The organism is Burkholderia sp. HI2714, assembly GCF_002223085.1.
Classification (GTDB): Bacteria; Pseudomonadota; Gammaproteobacteria; order Burkholderiales; family Burkholderiaceae; genus Burkholderia; species Burkholderia lata_D.
Genome location: NZ_NKFM01000015.1, coordinates 13937 through 40518 on the forward strand (window position 1 = coordinate 13937; position 26582 = coordinate 40518).

The 26582-nt window shown below is 67.9% G+C and carries 27 protein-coding genes and 1 pseudogene; 20 read left to right on the forward strand and 8 right to left on the reverse strand.

Features of this window, described 5'->3' with window-relative positions; translation table 11 throughout:
• Positions 1–211: 211 nt before the first annotated feature.
• The 6 genes from CFB82_RS04520 to CFB82_RS04545 are packed head-to-tail and all read left to right on the forward strand — an operon-like array spanning position 212 to position 3549.
• The gene (locus CFB82_RS04520) at positions 212–571 is read left to right on the forward strand and encodes a COG4315 family predicted lipoprotein (RefSeq protein ID WP_069247288.1); all 360 of its coding nucleotides are present in this window, start codon (positions 212–214) and stop codon (positions 569–571) included.
• A gap of 34 nt (positions 572–605) precedes the next feature.
• Positions 606–1121, forward strand: a complete 516-nt coding sequence (locus CFB82_RS04525) for a sigma-70 family RNA polymerase sigma factor (RefSeq protein ID WP_039361534.1) — start codon at positions 606–608, stop codon at positions 1119–1121.
• The gene (locus tag CFB82_RS04530) at positions 1118–1900 is read left to right on the forward strand and encodes an anti-sigma factor family protein (RefSeq protein ID WP_089483540.1); all 783 of its coding nucleotides are present in this window, start codon (positions 1118–1120) and stop codon (positions 1898–1900) included. Before CFB82_RS04525 ends, CFB82_RS04530 begins: the two co-directional genes overlap by 4 nt.
• 28 nt (positions 1901–1928) lie before the next feature.
• On the forward strand, positions 1929–2360 hold the full coding sequence (locus CFB82_RS04535) for a quinol oxidase (protein ID WP_174946097.1): 432 nt from the start codon (positions 1929–1931) through the stop codon (positions 2358–2360).
• Complete coding sequence (locus CFB82_RS04540) at positions 2357–2989, forward strand: LolA family protein (RefSeq protein ID WP_069247291.1); 633 nt, start codon at positions 2357–2359, stop codon at positions 2987–2989. Before CFB82_RS04535 ends, CFB82_RS04540 begins: the two co-directional genes overlap by 4 nt.
• Before the next feature lie 44 nt (positions 2990–3033).
• Entirely contained in the window at positions 3034–3549 is a 516-nt protein-coding gene (locus CFB82_RS04545; protein ID WP_069247292.1) for an SRPBCC family protein, read from the forward strand.
• Positions 3550–3595: 46 nt separating this feature from the next.
• On the opposite strand, the gene CFB82_RS04550 is transcribed toward CFB82_RS04545, so the two are convergent.
• The 6 genes and pseudogenes from CFB82_RS04550 to CFB82_RS04575 all read right to left on the reverse strand — a co-directional run bounded on the left by CFB82_RS04550 (position 3596) and on the right by CFB82_RS04575 (position 11353).
• Entirely contained in the window at positions 3596–4645 is a 1050-nt protein-coding gene (locus CFB82_RS04550) for an ABC transporter ATP-binding protein (protein WP_089483541.1), read from the reverse strand.
• Between the two features lie 27 nt (positions 4646–4672).
• Positions 4673–6271, reverse strand: coding sequence for an ABC transporter permease (locus tag CFB82_RS04555; RefSeq protein WP_089483542.1), 1599 nt, complete (start codon positions 6269–6271; stop codon positions 4673–4675).
• 2 nt (positions 6272–6273) lie between these two features.
• A complete protein-coding gene (locus tag CFB82_RS04560) occupies positions 6274–7308 on the reverse strand; it encodes an iron ABC transporter substrate-binding protein (RefSeq protein WP_089445047.1) in 1035 nt (344 codons plus the stop codon).
• Positions 7309–7373: 65 nt separating this feature from the next.
• Positions 7374–8678 carry an iron uptake transporter deferrochelatase/peroxidase subunit gene (gene efeB / locus CFB82_RS04565; RefSeq protein WP_089445048.1) on the reverse strand — a complete coding sequence of 435 codons (1305 nt, stop codon included), beginning with the start codon at positions 8676–8678 and terminating at the stop codon, positions 7374–7376.
• A gap of 11 nt (positions 8679–8689) precedes the next feature.
• Positions 8690–9822, reverse strand: a pseudogene (locus CFB82_RS04570) (hypothetical protein).
• A gap of 64 nt (positions 9823–9886) precedes the next feature.
• A complete protein-coding gene (locus tag CFB82_RS04575) occupies positions 9887–11353 on the reverse strand; it encodes a carbohydrate porin (protein ID WP_089445050.1) in 1467 nt (488 codons plus the stop codon).
• Between the two features lie 680 nt (positions 11354–12033).
• Here CFB82_RS04575 and groES point away from each other — a divergent pair.
• Together groES and groL are read left to right on the forward strand one after the other, a co-directional pair.
• Positions 12034–12327, forward strand: a complete 294-nt coding sequence (gene groES / locus CFB82_RS04580) for a co-chaperone GroES (RefSeq protein ID WP_004186661.1) — start codon at positions 12034–12036, stop codon at positions 12325–12327.
• A gap of 46 nt (positions 12328–12373) precedes the next feature.
• The gene (gene groL, locus CFB82_RS04585) at positions 12374–14014 is read left to right on the forward strand and encodes a chaperonin GroEL (RefSeq protein WP_039361154.1); all 1641 of its coding nucleotides are present in this window, start codon (positions 12374–12376) and stop codon (positions 14012–14014) included.
• Between the two features lie 188 nt (positions 14015–14202).
• On the opposite strand, the gene CFB82_RS04590 is transcribed toward groL, so the two are convergent.
• A complete protein-coding gene (locus CFB82_RS04590) occupies positions 14203–15069 on the reverse strand; it encodes a hydroxymethylpyrimidine/phosphomethylpyrimidine kinase (RefSeq protein ID WP_089424656.1) in 867 nt (288 codons plus the stop codon).
• Positions 15070–15323: 254 nt separating this feature from the next.
• Between CFB82_RS04590 and CFB82_RS04595 the strand changes: the two genes are divergently transcribed.
• The 8 genes from CFB82_RS04595 to CFB82_RS04630 all read left to right on the forward strand — a co-directional run bounded on the left by CFB82_RS04595 (position 15324) and on the right by CFB82_RS04630 (position 21921).
• Positions 15324–15494, forward strand: a complete 171-nt coding sequence (locus CFB82_RS04595; protein ID WP_004186709.1) for a rubredoxin — start codon at positions 15324–15326, stop codon at positions 15492–15494.
• 104 nt (positions 15495–15598) lie between these two features.
• Entirely contained in the window at positions 15599–16900 is a 1302-nt protein-coding gene (locus CFB82_RS04600) for a hypothetical protein (RefSeq protein ID WP_089445051.1), read from the forward strand.
• A 182-nt stretch (positions 16901–17082) separates the two neighbouring features.
• Positions 17083–17661, forward strand: coding sequence for a YqgE/AlgH family protein (locus CFB82_RS04605; RefSeq protein ID WP_011351143.1), 579 nt, complete (start codon positions 17083–17085; stop codon positions 17659–17661).
• Entirely contained in the window at positions 17658–18107 is a 450-nt protein-coding gene (gene ruvX / locus CFB82_RS04610) for a Holliday junction resolvase RuvX (protein WP_089445052.1), read from the forward strand. The genes CFB82_RS04605 and ruvX overlap by 4 nt, the downstream gene beginning before the upstream one ends.
• The gene (pyrR, locus tag CFB82_RS04615) at positions 18094–18606 is read left to right on the forward strand and encodes a bifunctional pyr operon transcriptional regulator/uracil phosphoribosyltransferase PyrR (RefSeq protein ID WP_089445053.1); all 513 of its coding nucleotides are present in this window, start codon (positions 18094–18096) and stop codon (positions 18604–18606) included. Before ruvX ends, pyrR begins: the two co-directional genes overlap by 14 nt.
• Positions 18607–18679: 73 nt before the next feature.
• On the forward strand, positions 18680–19711 hold the full coding sequence (locus tag CFB82_RS04620; protein ID WP_006476735.1) for an aspartate carbamoyltransferase catalytic subunit: 1032 nt from the start codon (positions 18680–18682) through the stop codon (positions 19709–19711).
• A 52-nt stretch (positions 19712–19763) separates the two neighbouring features.
• Positions 19764–21044 carry a dihydroorotase gene (locus CFB82_RS04625; RefSeq protein ID WP_089445054.1) on the forward strand — a complete coding sequence of 427 codons (1281 nt, stop codon included), beginning with the start codon at positions 19764–19766 and terminating at the stop codon, positions 21042–21044.
• Between the two features lie 19 nt (positions 21045–21063).
• Positions 21064–21921 carry a lysophospholipid acyltransferase family protein gene (locus CFB82_RS04630; protein WP_089445055.1) on the forward strand — a complete coding sequence of 286 codons (858 nt, stop codon included), beginning with the start codon at positions 21064–21066 and terminating at the stop codon, positions 21919–21921.
• 32 nt (positions 21922–21953) lie between these two features.
• Here the strand turns inward: CFB82_RS04630 and CFB82_RS04635 are convergent, their stop codons facing one another.
• The gene (locus CFB82_RS04635) at positions 21954–22793 is read right to left on the reverse strand and encodes a symmetrical bis(5'-nucleosyl)-tetraphosphatase (RefSeq protein WP_089445056.1); all 840 of its coding nucleotides are present in this window, start codon (positions 22791–22793) and stop codon (positions 21954–21956) included.
• 339 nt (positions 22794–23132) lie between these two features.
• On the opposite strand from CFB82_RS04635, the gene rfbB reads away from it, so the two are divergent.
• The 4 genes from rfbB to rfbD are packed head-to-tail and all read left to right on the forward strand — an operon-like array spanning position 23133 to position 26525.
• Complete coding sequence (gene rfbB, locus CFB82_RS04640) at positions 23133–24194, forward strand: dTDP-glucose 4,6-dehydratase (RefSeq protein WP_089445057.1); 1062 nt, start codon at positions 23133–23135, stop codon at positions 24192–24194.
• Between the two features lie 11 nt (positions 24195–24205).
• Positions 24206–25099 (forward strand): glucose-1-phosphate thymidylyltransferase RfbA, encoded by an 894-nt coding sequence (gene rfbA, locus CFB82_RS04645; RefSeq protein ID WP_089445058.1) that lies wholly within the window; start codon positions 24206–24208, stop codon positions 25097–25099.
• Entirely contained in the window at positions 25084–25632 is a 549-nt protein-coding gene (gene rfbC / locus CFB82_RS04650) for a dTDP-4-dehydrorhamnose 3,5-epimerase (RefSeq protein WP_089445059.1), read from the forward strand. Before rfbA ends, rfbC begins: the two co-directional genes overlap by 16 nt.
• Positions 25629–26525: a dTDP-4-dehydrorhamnose reductase gene (gene rfbD, locus CFB82_RS04655; protein WP_089445060.1), complete on the forward strand. Its 897-nt coding sequence runs from the start codon at positions 25629–25631 to the stop codon at positions 26523–26525. Before rfbC ends, rfbD begins: the two co-directional genes overlap by 4 nt.
• Positions 26526–26582 lie beyond the last annotated feature (57 nt).

The window sequence follows — 26582 nt, forward strand, 5'->3', positions numbered from 1 at the left end:
ATGCCGCGTTGTCTTTGGTGTCCCTTTTTTATTTCGTCGGACGAATGGCCGCCGCCAACGGCGCTCGCCGGCCGGCGTGGAATAACCGGTCGCCTCCATCCGTTTACATACCGAATCCCGGCAGCGCCGGCCGGCGGGATAATGGTCGTGACGAAGCCGATCGTCCCGGCCGGTGCCGCCGTGTCGCGATACCGCGTCAAGGAGAAAGGGCATGAAACGGATACTCGTCGCCGCCGCGCTGACGGCGTCAATCGTGCAGCCCGCCGCCGCGGAACCACCGCGAGCCGGCGACGGAAAGCTGGTCGACGAAGATCACATGACGCTGTACGTGTTCGATCGCGATGCGCCCGGCAAGAGCGCGTGCGACCGCGCGTGCGCGGCGAACTGGCCGCCTGCGCTTGCCGACGCGTACGACAAGGCAACCGGCGCGTTGAGTCTCGTCGCGCGTGACGACGGCAGCAAGCAATGGGCGTACCGCGGGCGCCCGCTGTATCGCTGGAAGCTCGATCACAAGCCCGGCGACGCGGGCGGTGAGGGGATCGGCGGCATGTGGCACGTCGCGCGTCCGTGACGACGGCCGGTGGGGCGGTGCGCGAGGCATCCCGATGAGCTACGAATCGGATCTGCTGGTGTGGTTGCCGCATCTCACGCGTTATGCGCGCGCGCTGACGGGTGACCGGGCCTGGGCAGACGATCTCGTGCAGGACACGCTCGAGCGTGCGCTGAACCGCCCGCCGCGCGACGGCGGCAACCTGCGTGCATGGCTGCTGACGCTGCTGCGGCACCGCTTCATCGACCAGTTGCGCGCGCGGCACGAGATCGCGGTCGACGATGCGACGGCGCCATGGCAGACGATGGCCGCACCGGCCGGCGAAATCGGCGGGCTGGTGTTGCGCGACGTGCAGCGCGCGCTGTACCGGCTGCCGGTCGAACAGCGCGAGGTGCTGCTGCTGGTCGCGCTCGAGGAATTGAGCTATCGCGATGCCGCGGAGGTGCTCGGCGTCCCGGTAGGAACGGTGATGTCGCGGCTTGCACGGGCGCGCGGGCAGATGCGCGCGCTGTTGTCCGACGAGCCGCCGGCGCACGGCACGGCTGCATTACGGGTGATCGGGAAGACATGATGGACGATCCGCACAAACCTTCGAACGAGCGGGACGACGATGCGTCGGCGCAACTGCTGTCCGCGTTGCTAGACGGCGAGCTGTCCGGGCACGAGCGTCGCGAGGTGCTCGAGCGCGTGCTGGCCGATCCGGAGGAAGCCGAACGATTCGCGCATTATCAGGCGCAGCGCGACGCGCTGCAGGCGCTGTTCCCGCTGCCGGCCGCCGCGTCCGCGCTGTTCGTGCAACGCCGTACGCCGCGCCGGCGCGGGATCGCCTATGCGTTCGCGGGGCTCGCGGCCGGGCTGCTGATCGGTGTCGCGCTGCATGCGGGCTGGATGGCGTTCGGCGGTGAACCGGCGTTCGCCGCGCGCGCGGATGTCGCCTATGCGACGTACGTGGCCGACCGCGACCATCCGGTCGAGGTCGGTGCAGGCGACCCCGACCATCTCGTCGCGTGGCTGTCCGCGCGTCTCGGGCGGCCCGTGCGTGCGCCGTCGCTCGACGAATATGGTTACCAGTTGCTCGGCGGCCGGCTGCTTCCCGGCGAAGCGGGGCCGGCCGCGCAACTCATGTACCAGCGCGCGGACGGCGAGCGCGTGACGCTGTACATGACGGCCTACGACACACGGCGGCTCGCGCCGCAGGCGATGTCGGCCGGCGACCGCTACACGTATTTCTGGTCGGATCGCGGGATGGGCTACGCATTGTCCGGCCAGGGCGACGAACGGCGCCTGCGCGAACTCGCGATCGAAGCGTGCGGCGAGCTCGGCGGCCCGACCGACGCGTGGAAAGGGTGACGCGCGCGGCGCCGGCAGGGAGCAGGTGATGAAGACCACGATGACGAAGGGGCTCGTGCCGATGCTGGTGCTGGCGGCGCTCGCCGCGGGCGCCGCGCTTGCTCGGGCGGAGGGCGACGCGCCGCTGCGCGTGCCGGTCGACGCCGACGGCGTGCAACGGGTGGCGATCGTCGGCGGCAGTTATTTCTTCCGACCGAACCACGTGATCGTGCGGGCGCACGTGCCGGTCGAGCTGACCGTGTCGGCCGAGCCCGGCCTGGTGCCGCACAGCTTCGAAATCGATGCGCCGCAAGCCGGCATCGCGGTGCGCACCGAGCTTGGCACGACGCCGAAGACGTTTCGCTTCACGCCGGCGCAGCCGGGCCGGTTCGCCTACTATTGCACGCATCGGCTGCTGTTTTTCAGGAGCCATCGCGAGCGCGGGATGGAAGGCGTGCTCGATGTCGAGGCGGCGCCGTGATCGCCGCGTTGCTGGCCGCGAGCCTGATAGGAGCGAGCATGACCGCCGATCCCGTGACCGTTGCGCAGGCGCATTTCGACCACGTCCGCTCGTACCGCGCGACGATCCGCTCGTCCGCGCGCGGCGGCGAGCACACCGAAATCCGTTACGCGTACCTGAAACCGGGCTTCGTCCGGATGGATTTCGTGTCGCCGCATCACGGCGCGGTGCTCGCCTACGATCCCGGCGACGGCAAGGTGCGGCTGCGTCCGTTCGGCGTGCATGCGCCGCCCGCGCTGACGCTGTCGCCGTCCAATCCGCTCGTGCGTGACCGCAGCGGCCACCGGGTCGACCGGTCGGACGTCGGCGAACTGCTGCGCAACGTCCATGCGCTGCAGGAAGGCGGCGCGACGGTGACCGAAGGCGAGGAGGCCGTCGGCGGCCGGACCGCGCTGCGCGTGTCGGTCACGGGCGCGCCCGCGCACGCGGTCGACGGCGTGCATCGCTACCGGCTGTGGCTCGATACCGAGGACGGCTTTCCGCGGAAGGTCGTCAGCTTCGCGGACGATGACGATGTGCCGCTCGAAACCGTGACGCTCGACGACATCGAGATCGACGTCGCGTTTCCCGAACGCTTCTTCGCGCCCTGAGCGGTGCGCTGACTCGTGCCCGTGACGGGCATGCCGGAGGCTGCATGGCGGAATACCGGTTCTCGACGACCTGGCGCGTGGACGCGCCGCTCGCGGCGGTGTGGGACGCGATCTACCAGGTCGACCGCTGGCCCGCCTGGTGGAAGGGTGCCGTGAGCACCGTCGAGATCGAACCGGGCGACGCGCGCGGCGTCGGCGCGCTGCATCGTTACACATGGAAGGGGGCGCTGCCGTACCGGTTGACCTTCGACATGCGCGTGCGACGCGTCGAGCCGCCGCATGCACTCGAAGGCCGCGCGAGCGGCGCGATCGAAGGCGACGGATGCTGGTCGTTCGTCGCCGACGGCGCACGCACGATCGTGCGCTACGACTGGCACATCCGCACGCACGTGCGCTGGATGAATCGGCTGGAGCCGCTCGGTCGCCCTCTGTTCCGATGGAACCACGACGTCGTGATGCGCGAAGGCGCGAAGGGGCTCGCGCGGCTGCTGGGCGCGGCGGTCGAGACGGAGGGCCGGACCTTCCGGCCTTTGCCGGATGCGGGCTGCGCCGATGCCTGAGCGCGGGTGAACGCGAGTAAAGGCGCGTAGCGGCGGGCCGCGCCGCTCAGCGCGCGTACGCCATCACCGCGCCATCCACCACCAATGCGACACGTTCGCCGACGGCCGGACACCGGTGTCCCGGCACGCGTGTGCGCACGCGTACGTCGCCATCGGCATCGAGGCGCACGAGCACGTCGGCGTCCTGACCCGCGAACTGCGCGACTTCGACACGCGCCGTCTGGCCGCGCGCCGCGTCGCCGTGCGTGACCGGCACGATACCGATCTGCTCGGGACGCAGCATCGCATCGGCCGGCCCGTCGGGCAGCGGCGCGACGAGCGGCAGGTCGCCGAGCGCGCAGGCGATGCGCATGTTGCGCACGCGGCCGGCGAGCAGCACCGCCTGTCCGACGAACGACGCGACGTCGCGTGTGACGGGTTGACGGTACAGCGTCTGCGGCGCGGCCGTCTGCACGAGCCGGCCGTGCCACATCACCGCCACTTCGTCGCCGAGCGTCATCGCCTCGGGCTGGTCGTGCGTGACGAGCACCGAGGTCGCGCCTGCCGCGGCGAGCGCATCGGCGACCGCGCTGCGCGTTTCGTGGCGCAGCGACGTGTCGAGCGCGGAGAACGGTTCGTCGAGGATCACGAGCGACGGCTCGGGCGCGAGCGCGCGAGCAAGCGCGACGCGCTGCTGCTGTCCGCCGGACAGTTGCTGCGGCGCACGGCTCGCATACGACGCGGGCAGCCCGACCATCTCGAGCAGTTCGTCGACGCGATGATGGCGCCGCCGCGCCGCGCGCGGCAGACCGAATGCGATGTTGTCGGCCACCGACAGGTGCGGAAACAGCGCACCTTCCTGCGGCACATAGCCGATCCGGCGCTGCTCGGGCGGCAGATGCACGTCGGGCGCGGCCACGCGGCGGCCATCGATTTCGACGGTGCCGCGCTCGGCGCGCTCGAAGCCGCACAGCACGCGCAGCAGGGTGGTCTTGCCGCTGCCGGACGGGCCGAGCAGCGCGAGGCGCGAGCCGCGCCGCACCGTGAGGTCGATGTCGTGCAGGACGGTATGCGATCCGAACGATTTCGACAGGCCGTGGATGCGTAGTTCGCTCATGGGCGGTTCCGGGGAAAAGGGCGGCGCTCAGTCGCGCACTGACGCGCGGCCGAGCAGCAGGAACAGCAGTCCCGATGCGCCGAGCGACAGCGCGACGAGCAGCGCCGCATAGGGCGCCGCGGCGGCGAACGCGAGCGTCGCCGTATCGCTCCACACCTGCGTCGCGAGCGTGCGGGTGCCGATCGGCGACAGCAGCAGCGTCGCGTTGAGTTCCGTCACGACCGAGATGAACACCATCGTCGCGGCCGCGCCGAGGCCGGGCGCCGCGAGCGGCAGCACCACGCGCGCGAGCGTCGCGCGCCAGCCGAGCCCGAGCGAGCGTGCGGTTTCCTCGAGCCGGACCTGCACGTGCGACAGCGCGGCGCGCACGCTGACGACCGCCAGCGGCAGGAACAGGATCGCGTACGCGGCGACGAGCGCCGGCGCGCTCTGGTAGAGCGGCTGCAGCAGCCGCACCGTGATCGACACGATCGCCAGCGCGACGACGATGCCCGGCACGCCCTGCACGGTCATCGCGGTGCGCTCGAGGAGCGTCGCGACGCGGCCCGGATAACGGACCAGCAGGAACGCGAGCGGCAGCGCGAGCAGCGTCGTGATGGCGGCCGCCATCAGGCCGTAGCCGGACGACGCCAGCGTGGCCTGCCACAGCAGTTCGGGCGACACGTCGGCCGGCGTGACGGCGGCCGCGCCCTGTTGCGTGAGCCAGTAGCCGATCATCGCGAGCGGCACGCCGAGCGTCGCCGCCGCGAGTGCGGCGAACGCGGCGGTGACGGGGCCGCGCAGAGGGCCGAGCGGATAACGCATCGCGACGCGGCGCGCGGCGCGGTGCGTATGACCGTAGCGCGCATGGCCGCGTGCGTGTGCCTCGATCGCGAGGCACAGCAGGCACAGCGCGATCAGCACGCAGCCGAGCAGCGATGCGCCGCCGCCGTCGAACGCGGTGCGGTATTCCGCATAGATCTCGGTCGTGAACGTGCGAAAGCGCAGCAACTGGAATGCGCCGAACTCGGACAGTACGCCGAGCGCGACGAGCAGCATCCCGCCGCACAGCGCGGGGCGCAGCTGCGGCAGCACGACGCGGACGAAGGTATGCGACGGCGAGCAGCCGAGCGTGCGTGCGCTTTCCTCCAGCGCGGGGTCGAGTTCGCGCAGCGCGGCGGCCACCGGCAGGTAGACGAGCGGGAAGTACGCGGAGGTCAGCACGATCAGCGCGCCGAGGAAATCCTGCAGGTCGAGGCTCAGCGACACCCACGCGTAGCTTGTGATGAACGGCGGCACCGCGAGCGGCGCGGCCGCGAGCGCGGTCCACAACGGCCGGGCGGGCAGGTCGGTGCGCTCGATGAACCACGCGAGCGCCGTGCCGAGCAGCGTGCACGCGAGGGTCGCGGCGAGCGTGATGGACAACGTGTTGACCAGCAGTTCGCCGACGAGCGGGCGCCACAGCAGCTCGATCGCATCGTCGACGCCGAAGGTGGCCGCGCGGTACAGCGTGAAGCCGAGCGGCAGCAGGATCGCGAGCGGCCCGCACGCGGCCGCGGCGACGAGCGCGCGCGACGGGCGGCGCCGTGGCGCGGTGTGCTCGCCGTCGCGTGCGGTGCCTGCCGTGCGGGACACGGTGTCGCTCATGCTCAGAGCAGGCCTGCCTGGCGCAGCAGCTTGCCGGCCTGGCTGTCGTCGCCGAGCTGTTCGAACGACAGCGCCGGCGGGCTCAGTTCGTTGAACGGCTTCAGGATCGGATCGGGCGCGACGCCCGGATGCAGCGGATACTCGAAGCTGATATGGCCGCCGGCCATCAGTTTCTGCGCACGCTCGCTGACGAGATACGCGACGAACTTCTGCGCTTCAGGCTGGTGCTTCGAGGCCTTCAGCACGGCGGCGCCGGACACGTTGACGGCACCGCCGACGTCGCCTTTGCCGAAGTGATGGATCGCGCTGCGGGTCGACTTGTCGCCGAGCTCGGCGTGCAGGCGGTCCCAGTAGTAGTTGTTGACGATGCCGGTCAGCACGCCGCCGCGGTTGACGGCCGCCGTCACGCCTTCGTCGTCGTCGAAGATCTGCGCGTTGGCCTTCAGGCCCTTCAGCCATTGCAGCGTCGCGGCTTCGCCGTGCAGCGCGAGCACCGCACTCACGAGCGGCAGGAAGTCCGCGTCGCTCGGCGCGACGCCGACCTTGCCCTTCCATTCCGGTTTCGCGAGATCGAGCAGCGAAGCGGGCAGCTGCTGCGGCTGGATTTTCGCGGTGTTGTAGACGAGCACGTTCTCGCGCGCGAGCACGCCGACCCAGTCGCCGTCGGCCGGGTTGAAGCGCGCGGGTACCGATTGCAGCGTGGCGGCGTCGGTCTTCGCGAACAGGCCCTTGCGGTCGAGCAGCACGAGCTCCGGCGAGTTCTCGGTGAAGTACACGTCGGCCGGCGTGCGGTCGCCTTCCGCGATGAGCTGCGCGGCGAGTGCCGGGCCTTCGCCCGAGCGCACCTTCACGGTGATCCCGCTCTGCGCCTCGAAGTCCTTGACGAGCTGGTTGACGACCTGCTCGTGCTGCGCGTTGTACAGCGTGAGCGTCGCGGCATGCGCGCGCGCGGCGTGCAGTGCGCCGGTCAGCATCAGCGCGGCGGCCGCCGCGGAAATCAGGTGCCGCAGCGGGCGGCTAACGGGTGAAGTGTTCATGAGGTTTTCAGCAGGTTGCATCCGGCCGGGCCGGGAAGGTGTGCCTTGGCTTGCGTGGCGTGTCGTCATGCGTCGAACAGCGCGGCGCCGATGTACGAACCCGGTTGCGCGCCCGGCGGGCACGCGAAGATCGCGCTGCCGACGTGCGTGGTGAACTGGTTCATGATGTCCAGCTTCGCGAGCTTCTCGTTGATCGGAATGAAGCCCTTGCGCGGGTCGCGCTGGTGCGCGACGAACATCAGCCCCGCGTCGTACTCGGTCTGCTGGCGCCACGGCGGCCAGCGCTCGATGTAGAAGTTCGTGCTGTCGTTGTACGAGTACGCGCGGCGCAGGATCTGCGCGCCGTTGTTCAACTGCGGCGACGCGAGGCGCGCGTGCGCGTTGTCGGGGATCACCGGGTTGCCGTCCTTGTCGGCCGCGTCGAGATCGAGCGCCTCGAACTCGTGCTTCTGGCCGAGCGGCGCGCCGCTGTACTTGTGACGGCCGACCACCTGCTCCTGGAAGCCGAGCTCGGTGTTGTCCCAGTGCTCGAGCGTGATGCGGATGCGGCGCACGACCGTATAGGTGCCCCCGTTCATCCATGCCGGGCCTTCGCTGCCGGCCCACACGAATTCATCCATCGCGGCCGGGTCGGACATCGGCGGATTCATCGTGCCGTCCTTGAAGCCCATCAGGTTGCGCGGCGTCTCGCCGGGCTTGCCCGACGTGAAGCCGGCCTGGCCCCAGCGCATCTGCGCCGCTTTCGCGCCGAGGCGCACGAGCTGGCGCACCGCGTGGAACGCAACCTGCGCGTCGTCCGCGCACGCCTGGATGAACAGGGCGCCGCCGGTCTTTTCCGGCAGCAACTGGTCGCCGTTGAAGCGCGGCAGGTCGACGAGCGCGGCGGGGCGATGCTTCGCGAGGCCGAAGCGATCCTTGCCGGCGAGCGCGAACATGCCGGGGCCGAAGCCGAACGTGATCGTCAGGCGCGCGGGGCCGAGGCCGAGCGCGTCGCCCCCGTCCGCCGGCGCGATGTCGTCGACGCCCGTCGCGGCGAGCGGCAGTGCGGTATCACCGCGCGTCATGCGCGCGGCGGCGTCGGTCCAGGTTTTCAGCAGCGTGATGACATCCGCGCGCTGGGCCGTCGTCAGGTCGAGCGCCGCGAAATACGCGTGGCGCTGCTGCGGCGTCGCGATGCCGCTCTGGTGCTTGCCATAGAACGGCTCGACGCCGTCGTGCGCGGAAGCGGGCGCGGGTGCGGCGGCGGGTGCATCCGCTGCCTTCGCGGCCGGGATCGACGCCGCCGCGAGGCCGGCGGCCACCGCGGCGCCGCCCGCCTTCAGGAAGCCGCGCCGCGCGGGGCGCGGTGGCTGGTTGGAATCGTCTGCCATGATGGGCTCCCTTACTTCGCGAGCAACAGCGTGTTGACGTCGTCCGCGACGTAGTAAAAACCGTCGCCTTCGGGCGTCATGGCGATGCCGAACAGGTTGCCGTTGCCGGGGGGCGATTGCGCCTTGTCGGTATTGATCCAGCGTGCGTAGATCTGCTTGCCGGCGACCGGGTCGATCTCGACGACCTGGCCGTTCTGCGCGTTGGTCGCGAGCAGGTGGCCGTTCGGTGCGGTGGCGAGCGCGAGCGGGCGGCGCAGGAAGCCGTCGGCGGTCACCTGGCGGCCGACGCCCGCGCTGGTGTCGCGTGTGAGCGGGTCGTCGATCTCGACGATGCGGTTGCCGATCGCGTCCGACACGTACAGCTTCTTCTGGTCGCCCGACAGCGCGAGGCCGGTCGGGCCGACCAGGAACACCCCCTTGTCGGCCTGCGCGCCGAGGCCGCTCGCAACGATCGTTTCCTGCTTGATGACGGGCGGCTTGCCGGCCGGCACGTCGAGGTCGAGACGCAGTACGGTCGCCTGCTTGTAGACGGGCGGATTGCCGTCCGCGCCGCCGACGCCGAAGCCGGCCATGCTGACGAACAGCGTCGCGCTGTCGCCGCGGTCGACCACGGCCATGTTGCCCCACGGGTCGTTGATGTTCGGGGTCGACCACGTCGACGCGATCTTGCCCTGCGGATCGAGCACGATCAGGCAGCCGGCGCCCTTGGTGTTGGTCGTGCCGTCGTTGCTCGGCGTGCTGCCGACGATCACCCAGCCGGATTTCAGCATCGTCATCGCCGTCGACAGGCCGATGCCGCCCGGGCACGCCTTCAGGTCGCGCGGGATCGACGCGAACAGGCTCAACTGCTTCGTCGACGGGCGGTAGTCGACGATGGTGCTGCCGGTGCCCTGCAGGTTCGCCGAGTTGTTGAAGTTGTCGACGAGCACGTCGCCCGCCTGGATCGTGCCGGCCGACACCGGTGCGACCGCGATCGCGTACGGGTTCTGGTCGCCGTTGTCCGGCACCGTGTTGACGAGCGTGGTGTGGCGATGCACGGTCTCGAGGAAACCTTGCGGCTCGGCGAGTGCGCCGGCGCGGCCGTCAGTGCGGCGACGGCCAGTGCGCCCGTCGCGAGACGGCGAAGCGGGGCGGATGGATTCATGTGGGGCTCCTGGGGAGCGCGCCGTCCGGGCGGCGCGCGAAAATGGTCAGCGTGGGCGCGTCGCTCAGAACGTGATCGTCGTCCGCGCGCCGAGCACGAACGTGTTGCGCAGCGGCTGGGTCGCGTCGCTCGGGTTCTGGCCGGCGCCGGCATTGAACGTGTACTGCGCGTCGGCCTGGACGATCCACCACGGGTTGACCTGGTACTGGTAGGTCGCTTCGAGCGTCGTCTCGCGCGTGCGCACGCCGTAGGGGCCGGTCGCGAACGTTCGCGCGGTCTGGTCGAGGTCGGTCACGTGGTTGCCGACCTGGATGTACGTGACGCCGAGGCCGACGCTGTCGTTGTCGCGGCCTGCGAACGGCGCCTTCAGCACGATCCCCGCGTTGGCGGAGAAGCTCACCAGGTTGCGGTCGCCCGGCGCGCCCATCACGCGCGCGAACACGCCGAGGCTGCGCGGCCCGGTCGGGTCGGGGCGCCAGATCATCTGGTCGGCCACCGCGTAGAAGCTGTAGTTGCCGTGACGCTGCTGCGCGTCGCCGTTCGACGCGGGATCCGAGAGCGACAGCCCGTCGGTGCCCACGTTCTGGTCCGCGAAGCGGCCGTTGTGATACCAGACGCCGATCTTGTAGGTGCCCGGCAGCCCGCTCGAGCGGCCGGTGTCCATTTCGCCGTCCGACGGCTGGTTCAGCGCGTACTGCAGTTCGCCGATATAGAGCGCGCCGTTGTGCAGGTTGAAGTTGGTGCCGCTGAGGTTGTTCGGGTTGTTGCCGAGCGGGTCGCCGTCGAACACGCCTGCGAGCGCGGTGAGTTTCGGCGTGAGCTGCGCGCGCACGCGCACGCCGAGGCCCGCGAGCGGATACGCGGGGCCGCCGTTCGGCAGGTCGTACGACGGCAGCGCGGGCCAGCCGAACATCGTGTTGACGAACGTGTTCGCATACGTGCTGACCATGAATTCCTGGTCCAGGCTCTGCTGGCCGATCTTCACGTCGACGCGCTTGTCGAGGAACGACTGCTGGTACCACAGCTCCCACAGGCGCGTCGTGCCCTGCGCCTCGATGCCGCTCGCGGTGTTGAGCGTGCCGAGGTTCCGCGCACTCAGGTTGGTGCCGTGGATCTGCAGTGCGCTGACGTTGAACGTGCCGCCAGGCAGGCCGATTGCCTTCTGCGTGTCGACCGTCAAGGTGGCCGTCGTCAAGCCGTCGTACGCGCCGCCGCGGTTCAGGCCGCCGCGCAGGTTCGCGAGGTATTCGCTGGTTTCGGTGATCTGCAGCGTCGCGCCGTACTTGCCGAGCCACGGGCGGATGCCGCCCATGTCGCCGAGCAGGCTCTGGCGCGTCCAGATGCCGGTCCACATGTTGGTCGGCTTCGCCTGGATCGCCAGGTCGGCCTCGGGGGCTTCGGGCTGTGCGTCGACCGGCACGTCGGCGAAAGCCGCGCCGCTCGCGAACGATGCACACGCGAGGATGGCCGCGCACGCGGCGGGGCGCATCCGGGCCCGGAGGTTGTCTCCCTCGAACGACGCAAACTTCATATCAAATCCGTGGTTCTAATTAGTGTGGAGTCCTGCTTGTCGGTCGCTGTCCGGATGCTCGGCACCGATCGGCCAGGGCATGAAGATGAACGCAACGCGGCGCATCGTAGGAGTCTCAAATGAGAAAGTCAATGTAAACGAGAATGATTCGCATCTAAATTACTGAATGTAATCCACCTCCTTACGGATGGAGCCCGACATGTGTTTGGTGCCGAGGTAAACCGTAAATATCGCCGTAATGAAAATGAATGCTTCGATGCGGATCGATGGATCCGCGGGGCGGGGCGCAGGAGGCAACCGGCGGGCGCCGGATGACGCGTGCCGGCGGACGGAATCGACGCCGCTACGGAATTTATGAGGTAATGCCGCCGATCGCAGGAACTCCGTGCTTTCCCGGTGTCCAAACGGGGCTGGATGAGATTCCCGGGCCGCGCGGCCCCATCGACAAGGCCGGGCGACGCTTGTCGGGGTTTGTTTTCAAAGGATTTTTTGTCGGATCCTCGTGCTTTTTTCGCCCCATCCCCGCCTTGAAAATTCGTCCGGTTCCCCTTCTTGAATTTGTCAAAACCCGTCCATATAATTAGCACTCGCTGCACGAGAGTGCTAACAATTCTCTGCCGGGCGACCCGCCGGGCAGATTCCCTAAGCGTTCTTCAATCTCAGTCAAGAGAGGAGTGAATATGAACCTTCGTCCTTTGCACGATCGCGTGATCGTCAAGCGCCTGGATCAGGAAACCAAGACCGCCTCGGGCATCGTGATCCCCGACGCAGCAGCTGAAAAGCCGGATCAAGGCGAAGTCCTGGCCATCGGCCCGGGCAAGCGCGACGACAAGGGCGCACCGATCGCACTCGACGTGAAGGTCGGCGATCGCGTCCTGTTCGGCAAGTACGCTGGTCAGACCGTCAAGGTCGACGGCCAGGAACTGCTGGTCATGCGCGAAGAAGACATCATGGCCGTGGTCAACGCGAAGTAAGCGTCCACTGACGGTACATATTCCCAAGAATTCAAGGAGTTAGAAGATGGCAGCTAAAGACGTCGTATTCGGCGATTCCGCCCGTTCGAAGATGGTCGAAGGCGTGAACATTCTCGCCAACGCAGTCAAGGTCACGCTGGGTCCGAAGGGCCGCAACGTCGTGCTCGAGCGCAGCTTCGGCGGCCCGACGGTCACCAAGGACGGTGTGTCGGTCGCGAAGGAAATCGAGCTGAAGGACAAGCTCCAGAACATGGGCGCGCAAATGGTCAAGGAAGTCGCTTCCAAGACCAGCGACAACGCAGGCGACGGCACGACGACGGCAACCGTCCTCGCGCAATCGATCGTTCGCGAAGGCATGAAGTACGTCGCATCGGGCATGAACCCGATGGACCTGAAGCGCGGCATCGACAAGGCAGTCGCAGCGGCTGTCGAAGAGCTGAAGAAGATCAGCAAGCCGTGCACGACCAACAAGGAAATCGCACAGGTCGGCTCGATCTCGGCGAACAGCGACACGTCGATCGGCGATCGCATCGCTGAAGCGATGGACAAGGTCGGCAAGGAAGGCGTCATCACCGTCGAAGACGGCAAGTCGCTGGCTGACGAACTCGACGTCGTCGAAGGCATGCAATTCGACCGCGGCTACCTGTCGCCGTACTTCATCAACAACCCGGAAAAGCAAGTCGCCGTCCTCGACAACCCGTTCGTGCTGCTGCACGACAAGAAGGTGTCGAACATCCGTGATCTGCTGCCGGTGCTCGAGCAAGTCGCGAAGGCTGGCCGTCCGCTGCTGATCATCGCGGAAGACATCGAAGGCGAAGCGCTCGCAACGCTGGTCGTCAACAACATCCGCGGCATCCTGAAGACCGTTGCGGTCAAGGCGCCGGGCTTCGGCGATCGTCGCAAGGCGATGCTGGAAGACATCGCGATCCTGACCGGCGGCCAGGTGATCGCGGAAGAAACCGGCCTGACGCTCGAGAAGGCAACGCTGGCAGAACTGGGTCAGGCGAAGCGCATCGAAGTGGGCAAGGAAAACACGACGATCATCGACGGCGCAGGCGAAGCCGTGAACATCGAAGCACGCGTGAAGCAAGTGCGCGCGCAAATCGAAGAAGCGACGTCGGACTACGACCGTGAAAAGCTGCAAGAGCGCGTGGCCAAGCTGGCCGGCGGTGTTGCAGTGATCAAGGTCGGTGCTGCGACCGAAGTCGAAATGAAGGAAAAGAAGGCACGTGTCGAAGACGCACTGCACGCAACGCGCGCAGCTGTGGAAGAAGGCATCGTGGCAGGTGGCGGCGTTGCGCTGATCCGCGCTCGCACCGCGATCGCGGGCCTGACCGGCGCTAACGCCGATCAAAACGCCGGCATCAAGATCGTGCTGCGCGCAATGGAAGAGCCGCTGCGCCAGATCGTCACGAACGGCGGCGAAGAAGCCAGCGTCGTGGTGGCGGCAGTTGCTGCAGGCCAGGGCAACTACGGCTACAACGCAGCGACGGGCGAGTACGTCGACATGGTCGAAGCCGGTGTCGTCGACCCGACCAAGGTCACGCGTACCGCACTGCAGAACGCAGCGTCGGTTGCAGGCCTGCTGCTGACGACGGACGCAGCTGTTGCTGAACTGCCGAAGGAAGATGCACCGATGCCGGGCGGCATGCCGGGCGGCATGGGCGGCATGGGCATGGACATGTAATCGACTTCGGTCGATGGTGTCCGGAGCGCGCAGCGATGCGCGTTCCAGCCAAAAGAAAAGACCCGCAGCGATGTGGGTCTTTTTTTATGTGCGCGCGGATTTCGATGCGTGCGCGGGGCGGCCGGAGGTGCTGCGCCCAAAGGGCCTGACGTGGGGGCGACGGCGGGGCATGCCCCGCCGCACGTGCGTCAATGCCGGTGCGATGTCCTCGGCACCGGGTCGGCCTTCACGGCCGGCGGCGTATCCGAATCTTCGTTGCTGCGCGCCCAGAAGAACCGGTCGGGCAGGTACGCCCCCATGCCGGGCCGGAACGCATCACGCACGGCCTGGTACAGGTATTCCTGCGCCTCGCGAACCGCTTCGGGCGGCTCCTGGCCGTTCGCGAGCAGCGCCGCGATGGCCGCGCCCAGCGTGTCGGTGATGCCCATCAGCCGGTGCGGCGAGCGATCCCACATGTCCTCGCGGAGCTGGCCTTCCTCGCCGTACAGCGTATTGACGAGCCGGTGCGAGCCCGTCTCGGACGACAGGATGTACTCGCAGCCCTGCGACAGCAGGTGCGAGACGGCCGCGTCGAGATTCGGCGCCTCGGCGTCGCCGTCCGGCTGCGCAAGCGCGATCAGCGTCGCGTAGTCGGCGACCAGCAGTGTGGTTTGCGGCGCCAGCAGGTCGGCGATCGATTCGCGCAGGTCGTCGGCGGCGAGCACGTGCTCGTCGTCGAGCGTGAAGTCGGGCGCGAGCACGAGCGGCACGCCGTCGTAGTCGGCGACGACCTCGGCAATCGCGCTCACGACTTCCGCGCGCGTCGCCGCGCCGATCTTGAACGCCGCAACCGGCATGTCTTCGAGCAGCATGCGCGCCTGGGCGGCGACCACGTCGGGATCGAGGCCGGTCACTTCGTCGCAGGCGGCCGAGTCGCGCACGGTGTAGCCCGTCAGGACGGACACGCCGTGACAGCCCATGCTCGCCAGGGTCAACAGATCGGCTTGAATGCCAGAGCCGCCGGTGGGGTCGGACAGGCCAAAGGTGAGGACGATCGGAGGGGCGTTGCTGGACATGTAAAAATGGGGCAAGAGAAAAACGGGAAAGCGACGGGCATGCGGACGGCGAGGCGAAATGGGCGTTTTCGGCCCTGTGTTGCCCGGCAGGCCGCACTTTTCAGCCATTATGCGGCGGAATCCGGCCTGCACGACGGATTTTTTAGCGCAGCGCAACGTAGTCGCGTTACTCCAGCGCGATTGCTAGGCAGTCCGGCCCCGACACGGTACCATCATGGCTCCCGAATTTACCGACTTTCCCGACGCGGCTTAAGATGGAATACAAGAGCTGGATGTGCCTGATTTGTGGCTGGATTTACGACGAAGAAGCCGGGCTGCCGGAAGAGGGCATTGCCCCGGGCACGCGCTGGGAAGACGTCCCGATCAACTGGACGTGTCCTGAATGCGGCGCCCGCAAGGAAGACTTCGAGATGGTCCAGATCTGACCGGACCCTTGGCCCACGGACACACCGCTCAGGCCTCGCATCGGCCCGGCGCTCGCGCGTCGAGGCTTGCGCGAGCGACTTGACGATGACAGGCGCGCGTGTCCATGAGGCCCGAACCGGCGAACGTTCCCCACCCTGACGCATTGCCCAACCCGCGCGGCGGGGCCGTGCGCGCGGCCGACGCATGGCTTGCGGCGGCCGCCGACGCTTTCGAGCATCGCGACGACGCGGCCGCACCGCTGTCCGCTGCGGCGGCCGTGCTGGCGGAAGCCGGCTGGCTGCCGGCCGCGCGTTTCGCGGGGCAGCTGTCGGCCGCCGTGCCGCTCGTCGCCACCGAGCCGACTTCGGCCGGTTGGCGTGCCGCGCTGCGCGATTTCCGCGCGGCCGTCGCACGCCACAACCTGCGCGAACTTGCCTGCTCGCCCGTTCTCTTCGAACATTTCCGTGCATTGCGTGCGCAAAGCGCCGCCGACCTGCGCGCGCAGGCGCCGCTCGACGCGCTCGCGCTCGTCGGCCGCGCGGTGCCGCCCGCCACGCTGCGCGCGCTGCCCGACGCGTTCGCGACCCGGATTCGTGCCCGCTACGAACAGGCGCTGCTCGGTGTGCTGCGTGCGGAACACGGCGCACCCGACGCGGCGCTCGACGAACTCGATGCGATGCTGGCCGCGCTCGCCAGCGACGATCCATACGATTTCTGGCGGCTCGCGGCCGCCTGCGTGCGCGCATTGCGCGCCAGCGGCGCACCCGAGCTGAAGCGCTTTCTCGCGCGGACGAACCTGCTGCTCGGCGAGCACGCGCAGGGCCGGCGCAGTGCGCCGCCCGAACTCGTGCGTGAGACGGTGGCGCTGCTGTGGCGCGATTTCGCGCTGTTCGGCGCCGCGGCCGAGGATGTCGCGCTCGTCGACGTGCTGCACGACTACGGGTTGACGGTCGACTGGCACGTCGCCGGCACGCCCGCGTCCGAAGCGTTGTGGGAGGCCGATGCCGCCCGGGCCGAACACGATGCGGTCGCGGTTGCGCCGACCCGCGCGCTCGGCGTCGTGACGGTCAATGCGCATGCCTATGAGGATTTCCTGCAGACGGCCGATGCGTCGATGGCCGACCTGGCTGCCGATCCGGCGAGCGCCGACGCGGGTGCCGCATGGCATGCGTCCGGCGCCGCCTACCGGGTCGGTACCGCCGCGTGCGCGCTGGGGCTCGGTCACGCGGCGCTCCTGGCCGACACGCTCGGCCTCGCGTGGCGGCGTGCGGCGCACGGCGTGCCGCTCGCCGACGGCGGCCTCGATGCACACGGCCACGCGTCCGACATGCTGCGCGCGGCGCTGCTGAAGATTGCGGCCGGCGTTGCGCCGCCGGACCTCACGGCGGTGTCCGGCGCGCTCGGCGCGGCGCTCGGACGGGCCTGACGAACAAGGGGACGAACACGCGCCGGCGGCCCTTGCCGCGCGGGCCCGCAACACGCTGCCGACAGCGCCCGCGCGCGTGTTAGAGTGCCGTGTGATCCGTGCGCGCCGTTGCCAGCGCGGTGCGGCGTTGCTTGTTGATCGCGGCCCGGTCAGGCCGCGGCGTCTTTGCTAAAATTCAAACCATGTCAAAGCCTTCCGATCGCATCAATCTCACCAACCAGTTCCTGATCGCCATGCCGAACATGGCCGATCCGACGTTCTCGGGAACGGTGGTCTATCTTTGCGATCACAGCGAGCGCGGTGCGCTCGGCCTCGTCATCAATCGTCCTACCGACATCGACCTCGAATCGCTGTTCAACCGCATCGACCTGAAGCTCGACATCGAGCCGCTGCTGCACATCCCGGTGTACTTCGGCGGCCCGGTCCAGACCGAGCGCGGTTTCGTGCTGCACGAGCCGGTGGAGGGCGCGAGCTACAACTCGTCGATGTCCGTCGAGGGCGGGCTGGAGATGACCACGTCGAAGGACGTGCTGGAGGCGGTCGCGACGGGCACCGGCCCGAAACGCTTCCTGCTGACGCTCGGCCATGCGGGCTGGGGGGCAGGGCAGCTCGAGGAAGAAATTTCCCGCAACGGCTGGCTGACCGTGGCCGCCGATCCGCGCATCGTGTTCGACACGCCGGCCGAAGAGCGCTTCGAAGCCGCACTCGGCCTGCTCGGCGTCAGCTCGTCGATGCTGTCCGGCGAAGCAGGGCACGCATGAGTGGCGCGAGTGCGCGCGATGCGACGTTCCTCGCGTTCGACTACGGCGAAAAACGTATCGGCGTCGCGGTCGGCAATGCGCTGACGCGCTCGGCCCGCGCGCTCGTCGTGATCCAGAACCTGAACCGCGAACACCGCTTCAAGGCGGTCGGCGACCTGCTGGCCGAATGGCGGCCGGACGCGCTCGTCGTCGGCCTGCCGATGCATCCGGACGGCACGCCGCACGACATGACGCAGCAGGCGAAGCGCTTCGGCAACCAGCTGAACGGCCGCTTCGGGCTGCCCGTCACGTGGGTCGACGAGCGCTATTCGTCGGTCGAGGCCGAGGCCGGGCTGCGCGAGCGCAATGTGCGCGGCCGCGCACGGGCCGACATGCTCGATGCCGAGGCCGCGCGCGTCATCCTTCAACAGTATTTCGATCAATCGTCCGACCATGAGCACCATTGACGCCGAGGCGCTTTACCGCGTCCTGCTCGACCAGATCCGCGCCGCGTACGGCACGGCTTTCGCCGAACCGGGCGGCCCGCGGCTCGCCGGCATTCACAGCGGCGGCGCATGGCTTGCCGAGCGCCTCGCGCGCGACCTCGGCGCGACGGCGTTCGGCGTCGTGAACGTCGCGCTGCACCGCGACGATTACGCGAAGAAGGGGCTGCACAGCCAGGCCAGCCCGACGTCGCTGCCGTTCGAGGTCGACGGCGCGCGCATCGTGCTCGTCGACGACGTGCTGTTTACCGGGCGCACCGTGCGCGCGGCACTCAACGAGCTGTTCGACTATGGCCGTCCGGCCGCGGTCGAGCTCGCGGTGCTCGCCGATCGCGGCGGCCGCGAGCTGCCGGTCGCCGCGCGCTTCGCGGGCGGCGCGCTCGACGTGCCGGCCGGCGCGACGCTCGTGCTCGCACGCGACGATGCGCAGTTCACGCTGCGCGTCGAGGCGCACGGCGCCTGAACGACACGCGAACCGTATCCCGGGCCGCTGGTTTGCACCGCGGCCCGTTTGCATAGTTGGAATCACGCACACCATGACCACCGACACCACTGGCCGCACCGGCAATCCCGCTGCGGCCGCGAGCCCCGACCGGTTCCGCTACGGCTTCCTGAAGGGCAACCCGCAGCTCACGAAAAACGGCGAACTGAAGCACCTGCTGTCGATCGAGGGCCTGCCGCGCTCGATCGTCAACCACATCCTCGATACGGCCGAGCAGTTCGTCAGCGTGACGGACCGTGAAGTGAAGAAGGTGCCGCTGCTGCGCGGCAAGTCCGTGTTCAACCTGTTCTTCGAGAACTCGACGCGCACGCGCACGACCTTCGAGATCGCCGCGACGCGCCTGTCGGCCGACGTGCTGAACCTGAACATCAATGCGTCGTCGACGAGCAAGGGCGAATCGCTGCTCGACACGATCAACAACCTGTCGGCGATGCATGCCGACCTGTTCGTCGTGCGCCACGCGTCGAGCGGCGCGCCGTACCTGATCGCCGAGCACTGCGCACCGCACGTGCACGTGATCAACGCCGGCGACGGCCGCCATGCGCACCCGACGCAGGGCCTGCTCGACATGTACACGATCCGTCACTACAAGCGCGACTTCACGAAGCTGCGCGTGGCGATCGTCGGCGACATCCTGCATTCGCGTGTCGCGCGCTCCGACATCCACGCGCTCACCACGCTCGGCGTGCCGGAAGTGCGCGCGATCGGCCCGCGCACGCTGCTGCCGGGCGGTCTCGAGCAGATGGGCGTGAAGGTGTTCCACAACCTCGACGAAGGGCTGAAGGGCGTCGACGTGATCATCATGCTGCGCCTGCAGAACGAGCGGATGAGCGGCGCGCTGCTGCCGTCCGCGCAGGAATACTTCAAGACCTGGGGCCTGACGCCCGAGCGCCTCGCGCTCGCCGCGCCCGACGCGATCGTGATGCACCCGGGCCCGATGAACCGCGGCGTCGAGATCGATTCGCAGGTCGCCGATGGCCCGCAGTCGGTGATCCTCAACCAGGTCACGTTCGGCATCGCCGTGCGGATGGCGGTGATGGGCATCGTCGCCGGCAACAGCGACTGAGCCCGCTTTCGCGCCTCCTTATTCACGCAATCAACGCATTCACAGACAGCGCATGAAGATTCATATCAAAGGCGGCACGCTGATCGACCCGGTCGCCGGCACCGAGCAGCGGGCCGACGTATTCGTCGCGGACGGCAAGATCGCCGCGCTCGGCACGGCGGCGCCGGCCGGTTTCAACGCGGACAACACGATCGACGCGGCGGGCCTGATCGTCGCGCCCGGCCTCGTCGACCTGTGCGCGCGGCTGCGCGAGCCCGGCTACGAACACAAGGCGACGCTCGCGTCCGAGATGGCCGCGGCCGTCGCGGGCGGTGTCACGACCCTCGTGTGCCCGCCGGATACCGACCCCGTGCTCGACGAGCCGGGCCTCGTCGAGATGCTCAAGTTCCGTGCGCGCAACCTGCACCAGGCGAACGTGCATCCGCTCGGCGCGCTGACGGTCGGCCTCAAGGGTGAGGTGATCACCGAGATGGTCGCGCTGACCGAGTCCGGTTGCGTCGGCTTCACGCATGCCAACGTGCCGGTGCGCGACACGCAGGTGCTGCTGCGTGCGCTGCAGTACGCGAGCACCTACGACTACACCACGTGGCTGCGCCCGCAAGACGCCTTCATCGGCCGCGGCGGTGTCGCCGCGAGCGGTGCGCTGGCGTCGCGGCTCGGGCTGTCCGGCGTGCCGGTCGCGGCCGAGACGATCGCGCTGCACACGATCTTCGAACTGATGCGCGTGACGGGCGCACGCGTGCACCTCGCGCGGCTGTCGTCGGCAGCCGGCCTCGCGCTCGTGCGCGAGGCGAAGGCCGAGGGGCTGCCCGTGACCTGCGACGTCGGCGTGAATCACCTGCATCTGATCGACGTCGACATCGGCTACTTCGATTCGCAGTTCCGGCTCGATCCGCCGCTGCGCAGCGAGCGCGATCGCGAAGCGATTCGCGTGGCGCTCGCCGACGGCACGATCGATGCGATCTGCTCCGACCACACGCCGGTCGACGACGACGAGAAGCTGCTGCCGTTCGGCGAAGCGACGCCGGGCGCGACCGGGCTCGAGCTGCTGCTGTCGCTGACGCTGAAGTGGGCCGACGAGACGCGTACGCCGCTTGCGCAGGCGCTGCGCCGCATCACGTCCGCACCGGCCGACGTGCTGAAGCTGCCGGCCGGCCGCCTTGCCGAAGGCGGCGCGGCCGACCTGTGCGTGTTCGATCCGCGTGCCCACTGGCGTGTCGAGCCGCGGGCGCTGAAGAGCCAGGGCCACAACTCGCCGTTCCTCGGCTACGAACTGCCGGCCACCGTGCGCGCGACGCTCGTGGCCGGGCGGGTCGCGTTCGAGCGCCACTGAACCACGCCGGACTATCGCCATGATTGCCATTCGCAAGCTGCGTCTCGTCTTTCACCTGTTGCGCGGCATGGCGATCGTCGCGCTGCGTTTTTCGCACGTCACACCCGCGCGCCGCGCCGAGCTGATACGCCGCTGGTCGCTCAAGCTGCTGCGGATCTGCGGGATGCGCCTCGTCGTCCATAACGACAGCGCGCGGCTCGACGCGAGCGCGCTCGTGGTCGGCAATCACGTGTCGTGGCTCGACATCTACACGGTCAACGCGTGGCGGCCGACGCCGTTCGTGTCGAAGGCCGAGGTGCGGCAGTGGCCGGTGGTCGGCTGGCTCGCCGAGAAGCTCGACACCGTGTTCCTGCAGCGCGAGAAGCGCACCGAGGCGATGCGCGTCATGCACGAGATGGCCGAGCGCCTGCGCAACGGCGGGCTGATGTGCGTGTTTCCGGAAGGGACGACGACCGACGGGCAGGAGCTGCTGCCGTTCCACGCGAACCTGTTCCAGGCCGCGGTATCGGCCGGCTGCGCGGTGCAGCCGATCTGCCTGATGTACGAGGACGCGCAGCGGCGGCAGTCGGTCGCGCCGGCCTACACGGGCGAACTGGCGCTCGGCACGTCGCTCGACATGGTGTTGCGCGGCGGCCCGCTCGTCGCGCACCTTTACGTGTGCGAACCCATCGCGCCGGGCGGCGACCGGCGGGCGACGTCCGCGGCGGCGCGCGATGCGATCGCGGCTGCGCTTGCAAAGCTGCAGGAGAAGGTTGGCAAGCCGACGGCCGAGTCGCTCGCGGAATTGCAGAAGCATGCGTATCCAGCGACGGAACTCGGTGCCGGTGCGGCAGGCGACGAGGCGGCTGACGCACCCGTGCCGGGGCGTGAGGGTTGACGCGCGTTCAGGCGACGCGGGTCAGCCTTTAATCACTCTCCGCCCGGCGCGCGGCACGCTTCGCATTGCACCTGCGTGACCGTGCGCTGCGCCGGATCGGCCGTCAGCCGTACGGCCGACAGCTGGTTCCCCCACACACACCCTGAATCGAGCGCGATGACGTTCTCGCGCACCATCAGGCCGAGCGCGGCCCAGTGGCCGAACACGACCGTCACGTCCTCCGTGCGGCGCCCCGGTACGTCGAACCACGGCAGGTAGCCAGGCGGCGCGCTGCCGGGGCCGCCGTTCGCCTTGAAGTCCATCGCACCGTCGGGCGTGCAGAAGCGTACGCGCGTGAACGCATTGAATGCCACCCGCATCCGGTCGCGTTTCTTCAGGTTCGGATGCCACTGGTTCGGTTCGTTCCCGTACAGGTGCTGCAGCGTGTCGCGCCAGTCCGGCGCGCGCAGTGCCCGCTGCAGTTCGTCGGCGAGTTCCAGCACGAGGGTCGCATCCCACTGCGGCAGCACGCCCGCATGCACGAGCAGCATCCCGTTCTCCGCATGCACGAACGGGCGGTGACGGACCCAGTCGAGCAGCGCATCGGCGTCGGGCGCGTCGAGGATCTCGCCGATGGTGTCGCCCGGGCGTTCGGTGCGCAGGCCGGCGGAGACCGCGAGCAGGTGCAGGTCGTGATTGCCGAGCACGACGGTCGCGCGCGGGCCGAGGTCGACGAGTGCGCGCAGCGCGGCGAGGGAGTCCGGGCCGCGGTTGACGACGTCGCCGGCGATCCAGAGGGGCGTGTCGGCGGGGGCTGAAAGCTTTTCTAACAAAGACTGGAAGGCGGAATGACAGCCTTGGATGTCGCCGATGGCGATGGGGGCGGGAAGCATGAGGGTCAGATCGTGCCGAAACGGGGTGAACTGGGGAGAATCGTATGAATATAAGGTAGCGCCATGGCTGTTCCACATCGGGCGGCCCGCCAGGCATGCGATTCTTCGTGGCGAAAAGGGTCCTCGCGCTGTATCAAGTTGTTAGCAGCATGGAGTTGGCACCGGCTGGATTCCTATAATTGACATTTTCACTCTGAAATTAACATCTCGTGACTTTGCTGGTATGACGACCGGTTAAAATGCCGGGCCTGATCGGCCGAGACTCGGCCACTGTGACATGACAAGAAGTGCGACGAGCGCCTGCCTGGCGCGCCGCACATTATTACTAGAGGACGTTTCATGATCCTGGTTACCGGCGGCGCGGGTTTTATCGGTGCCAACTTTGTACTCGACTGGATGGGCGTCTCGGACGAAGCCGTGCTCAACGTCGACAAGCTGACCTATGCGGGCAATCTGCGGACGCTGGCACCGCTCGACGGGAATCCGGATCATGTGTTCGCTCGTGTCGATATCTGCGATCGCGCGGCACTCGATGCGCTGTTTGCCGAGCATCGGCCGCGCGCCGTGATCCATTTTGCCGCCGAGAGCCACGTCGACCGCTCGATCCACGGGCCGGCCGATTTCGTGCAGACCAACGTCGTCGGCACGTTCACGCTGCTCGAAGCAGCGCGTACGTACTGGAATGGCCTGAACGACGCGAACAAGGCAGCATTCCGCTTCCTGCACGTGTCGACCGACGAGGTGTTCGGGTCGCTGTCCGCGACCGACCCCCAGTTCTCGGAAACGACGCCTTACGCCCCGAACAGCCCCTATTCGGCGACAAAGGCCGGCTCCGACCATCTGGTGCGTGCGTATCATCACACGTACGGCCTGCCGACGCTCACAACGAACTGCTCGAACAACTACGGTCCGTACCAGTTCCCGGAGAAACTGATCCCGCTGATGATCGCAAATGCGCTCGCCGGCAAGCCGCTGCCGGTCTACGGCGACGGCCAGAACGTGCGCGACTGGCTGTACGTCGGCGATCACTGCAGTGCGATCCGCGAAGTGCTTGCGCGCGGCGTGCCGGGCGAGACGTACAACATCGGCGGCTGGAACGAGAAGAAGAACCTCGACGTCGTGCACACGCTCTGTGATCTGCTCGACGCGGCGCGGCCGAAGGCGACGGGCTCGTACCGCGATCTGATCACGTACGTGACGGACCGCCCGGGCCATGATCGCCGCTATGCGATCGATGCGCGCAAGCTCGAGCGCGAGCTTGGCTGGAAGCCGGCCGAAACGTTCGAGACCGGGCTCGCGAAGACCGTGCGCTGGTATCTCGACAATCAGGGATGGGTGGACGAGGTCGTGTCCGGCGATTACCGCAAGTGGGTCGAAACGAACTATGCGCAACGCACGTGAGGATCTGATCGATGGCACGTAAAGGCATTATTCTCGCCGGCGGCTCGGGCACGCGGCTGTATCCGATTACCCACTCGGTGTCGAAGCAGCTGCTGCCGGTGTACGACAAGCCGATGATTTACTACCCGCTTTCGACGTTGATGCTCGCGGGAATTCGCGACGTGCTGGTCATTTCGACGCCGGCGGACACGCCGCGCTTCGAGGCGTTGCTGGGCGACGGCTCGAAGTGGGGGATGAACCTGCAGTACGCGGTCCAGCCGTCGCCCGACGGGCTCGCGCAGGCGTTCATCATCGGGCGGGATTTCATCGGTAACGATCCGAGCGCACTGGTGCTCGGCGACAACATCTTCCACGGTCACGATCTCGCGAAGCAGCTTCACGCGGCGAATGGGCGTACCGACAGCGCGACCGTGTTTGCCTATCACGTGCAGGATCCGGAGCGCTACGGCATCGTCGAATTCGACGACCAGATGCGCGCGATGTCGATCGAGGAGAAGCCGGCCCAGCCGCGCTCCCGCTACGCCGTGACCGGTCTCTATTTCTACGACAACGACGTGTGCGACATTGCGGCTGACATCAAGCCGTCAGCGCGCGGCGAGCTCGAAATCACCGACGTCAATTCCCGTTATCTCGCGGCAGGCAAGCTGCAAGTGGAGATCATGGGGCGCGGCTACGCATGGCTCGACACGGGCACGCACGATTCGCTGATGGAGGCCGCGGCTTTCATCGCGACCCTGCAGAAGCGCCAAGGCCTCGTGGTGGCATGCCCGGAGGAGATTGCATACCGAATGGGCTGGATCGATGCCGAGCGCCTGCTGACGCTCGCCGCGCCTCTCGCCAAGAACGCGTACGGGCAATATCTGAAGAACCTACTGACGGACAAGATTCTATGGCAATCACGGTAACTTCCACGGCAATTCCGGACGTCAAGCTGATCGAGCCCAAAGTCTTCGGCGACGCTCGCGGGTATTTCCTCGAGAGCTTCAATCAGCGGGAATTCCGTGAGCAGGTTGCGGATGTCGAGTTCGTTCAGGATAACGAGTCGCGCTCGGTCAAGTCCGTGCTGCGCGGGATGCACTATCAGGTCCGCCATGCGCAGGGCAAGCTGGTCCGCGTCGTCGAAGGCGAAGTGTTCGACGTCGCCGTCGATCTGCGTCGTTCCTCGCCGACGTTCGGCAAATGGGTTGGCAGTGTTCTGTCCGCGGAAAACCACCTTCAGATGTGGGTGCCTGCCGGATTTGCGCACGGCTTTCTGGTGATGTCCGAGGCGGCGACGTTTCAATACAAGACGACCGATTTCTGGTATCCCGAATTCGAGCGCGTGCTGCTTTGGAACGACGCACACGTTGGCATCGACTGGCCGCTCGACGGCGCTCCGGTGATCGCACCGAAGGATCTCGCCGGCACCGTGCTGGCGGATCTGGAGGCCTACGCATGAAGATTCTCGTGACGGGTGCGAACGGGCAGGTCGGATGGGAGCTCGTGCGTGCGCTGCAACCGCTGGGCCAGGTGGTAGCCGCGACACGTCAAGTCGTTGATCTCGGCGATGCGGCGGCCGTCGCTGCATATGTCGACGCGCTCGCGCCCGATCTCGTGGTCAATGCGGCTGCCTATACCGCGGTGGATCGCGCCGAGGACGAGCCCGACTCTGCATTTGCAATCAACCGCGATGCGGCGGGCGCGCTCGCGCGTGCCACCCGGAAGCGTGGCGCATTGCTGATCCACTTCTCGACCGACTATGTGTTCGACGGGAGCAAGCAGACGCCGTATGCCGAGAGCGACGACGTCCGCCCGCTGAACGTTTACGGCGCGAGCAAGCTGGCCGGCGAACAGGCGATCGCCGAAGCCGGCGGCGACTGGCTCGTGTTCCGCACGTCGTGGGTCTACGCGTCGCGCGGCCAGAATTTCCTGCGCACGATGCTTCGGCTGGGTGCGAGTCGCGAGACCCTGTCGGTCGTCAGCGATCAGTTCGGCGCGCCGACGAGCGCGCGCATGATTGCGGACCTGACCGCGCACGCGGCGGCGAAAGCGCTCGTCGAGCAGCGGGCGGAATTGTTCGCGAGCGGCCTCTATCACATGACGGCGCAAGGCTCGACGACCTGGCACGCGTTCGCGGAAGCCATTTTTGCCGGCGCCAGAAGCCTGTCCCCACAGATAGGCCTGTCTGTCCGCGAAGTGAAGCCGATCCCCGCAGCCGAGTATCCGGCGAAGACGCCGCGTCCGACCTTTTCGGTGCTCGACAATACGCGGTTCGACGAGCGTTTCGGATTGCATCGGCCGCAGTGGTCGGACGGGCTTGCGCTCGTCCTCGCGGAACTGTTCGATGCCTGATGCCGCCCTGCCCGGGCGGTGCACATCACATCTCATGCCGAGTCGTTCGTGCGGCAT

Excerpts from the sequence above, each read along its gene's own strand:
- CFB82_RS04520 (WP_069247288.1), top strand. The coding sequence starts at position 212 with ATGAAACGGATACTCGTCGCCGCCGCGCTGACGGCGTCAATCGTGCAG.
- CFB82_RS04525 (WP_039361534.1), top strand. The coding sequence starts at position 606 with ATGAGCTACGAATCGGATCTGCTGGTGTGGTTGCCGCATCTCACGCGT.
- CFB82_RS04530 (WP_089483540.1), top strand. The coding sequence starts at position 1,118 with ATGATGGACGATCCGCACAAACCTTCGAACGAGCGGGACGACGATGCG.
- CFB82_RS04535 (WP_174946097.1), top strand. The coding sequence starts at position 1,929 with ATGAAGACCACGATGACGAAGGGGCTCGTGCCGATGCTGGTGCTGGCG.
- CFB82_RS04545 (WP_069247292.1), top strand. The coding sequence starts at position 3,034 with ATGGCGGAATACCGGTTCTCGACGACCTGGCGCGTGGACGCGCCGCTC.
- CFB82_RS04550 (WP_089483541.1), bottom strand. The coding sequence starts at position 4,645 with ATGAGCGAACTACGCATCCACGGCCTGTCGAAATCGTTCGGATCGCAT.
- CFB82_RS04555 (WP_089483542.1), bottom strand. The coding sequence starts at position 6,271 with ATGAGCGACACCGTGTCCCGCACGGCAGGCACCGCACGCGACGGCGAG.
- CFB82_RS04560 (WP_089445047.1), bottom strand. The coding sequence starts at position 7,308 with ATGAACACTTCACCCGTTAGCCGCCCGCTGCGGCACCTGATTTCCGCG.
- efeB (WP_089445048.1), bottom strand. The coding sequence starts at position 8,678 with ATGGCAGACGATTCCAACCAGCCACCGCGCCCCGCGCGGCGCGGCTTC.
- CFB82_RS04575 (WP_089445050.1), bottom strand. The coding sequence starts at position 11,353 with ATGAAGTTTGCGTCGTTCGAGGGAGACAACCTCCGGGCCCGGATGCGC.
- groES (WP_004186661.1), top strand. The coding sequence starts at position 12,034 with ATGAACCTTCGTCCTTTGCACGATCGCGTGATCGTCAAGCGCCTGGAT.
- groL (WP_039361154.1), top strand. The coding sequence starts at position 12,374 with ATGGCAGCTAAAGACGTCGTATTCGGCGATTCCGCCCGTTCGAAGATG.
- CFB82_RS04590 (WP_089424656.1), bottom strand. The coding sequence starts at position 15,069 with ATGTCCAGCAACGCCCCTCCGATCGTCCTCACCTTTGGCCTGTCCGAC.
- CFB82_RS04595 (WP_004186709.1), top strand. The coding sequence starts at position 15,324 with ATGGAATACAAGAGCTGGATGTGCCTGATTTGTGGCTGGATTTACGAC.
- CFB82_RS04600 (WP_089445051.1), top strand. The coding sequence starts at position 15,599 with ATGAGGCCCGAACCGGCGAACGTTCCCCACCCTGACGCATTGCCCAAC.
- CFB82_RS04605 (WP_011351143.1), top strand. The coding sequence starts at position 17,083 with ATGTCAAAGCCTTCCGATCGCATCAATCTCACCAACCAGTTCCTGATC.
- ruvX (WP_089445052.1), top strand. The coding sequence starts at position 17,658 with ATGAGTGGCGCGAGTGCGCGCGATGCGACGTTCCTCGCGTTCGACTAC.
- pyrR (WP_089445053.1), top strand. The coding sequence starts at position 18,094 with ATGAGCACCATTGACGCCGAGGCGCTTTACCGCGTCCTGCTCGACCAG.
- CFB82_RS04620 (WP_006476735.1), top strand. The coding sequence starts at position 18,680 with ATGACCACCGACACCACTGGCCGCACCGGCAATCCCGCTGCGGCCGCG.
- CFB82_RS04625 (WP_089445054.1), top strand. The coding sequence starts at position 19,764 with ATGAAGATTCATATCAAAGGCGGCACGCTGATCGACCCGGTCGCCGGC.
- CFB82_RS04630 (WP_089445055.1), top strand. The coding sequence starts at position 21,064 with ATGATTGCCATTCGCAAGCTGCGTCTCGTCTTTCACCTGTTGCGCGGC.
- CFB82_RS04635 (WP_089445056.1), bottom strand. The coding sequence starts at position 22,793 with ATGCTTCCCGCCCCCATCGCCATCGGCGACATCCAAGGCTGTCATTCC.
- rfbB (WP_089445057.1), top strand. The coding sequence starts at position 23,133 with ATGATCCTGGTTACCGGCGGCGCGGGTTTTATCGGTGCCAACTTTGTA.
- rfbA (WP_089445058.1), top strand. The coding sequence starts at position 24,206 with ATGGCACGTAAAGGCATTATTCTCGCCGGCGGCTCGGGCACGCGGCTG.
- rfbC (WP_089445059.1), top strand. The coding sequence starts at position 25,084 with ATGGCAATCACGGTAACTTCCACGGCAATTCCGGACGTCAAGCTGATC.
- rfbD (WP_089445060.1), top strand. The coding sequence starts at position 25,629 with ATGAAGATTCTCGTGACGGGTGCGAACGGGCAGGTCGGATGGGAGCTC.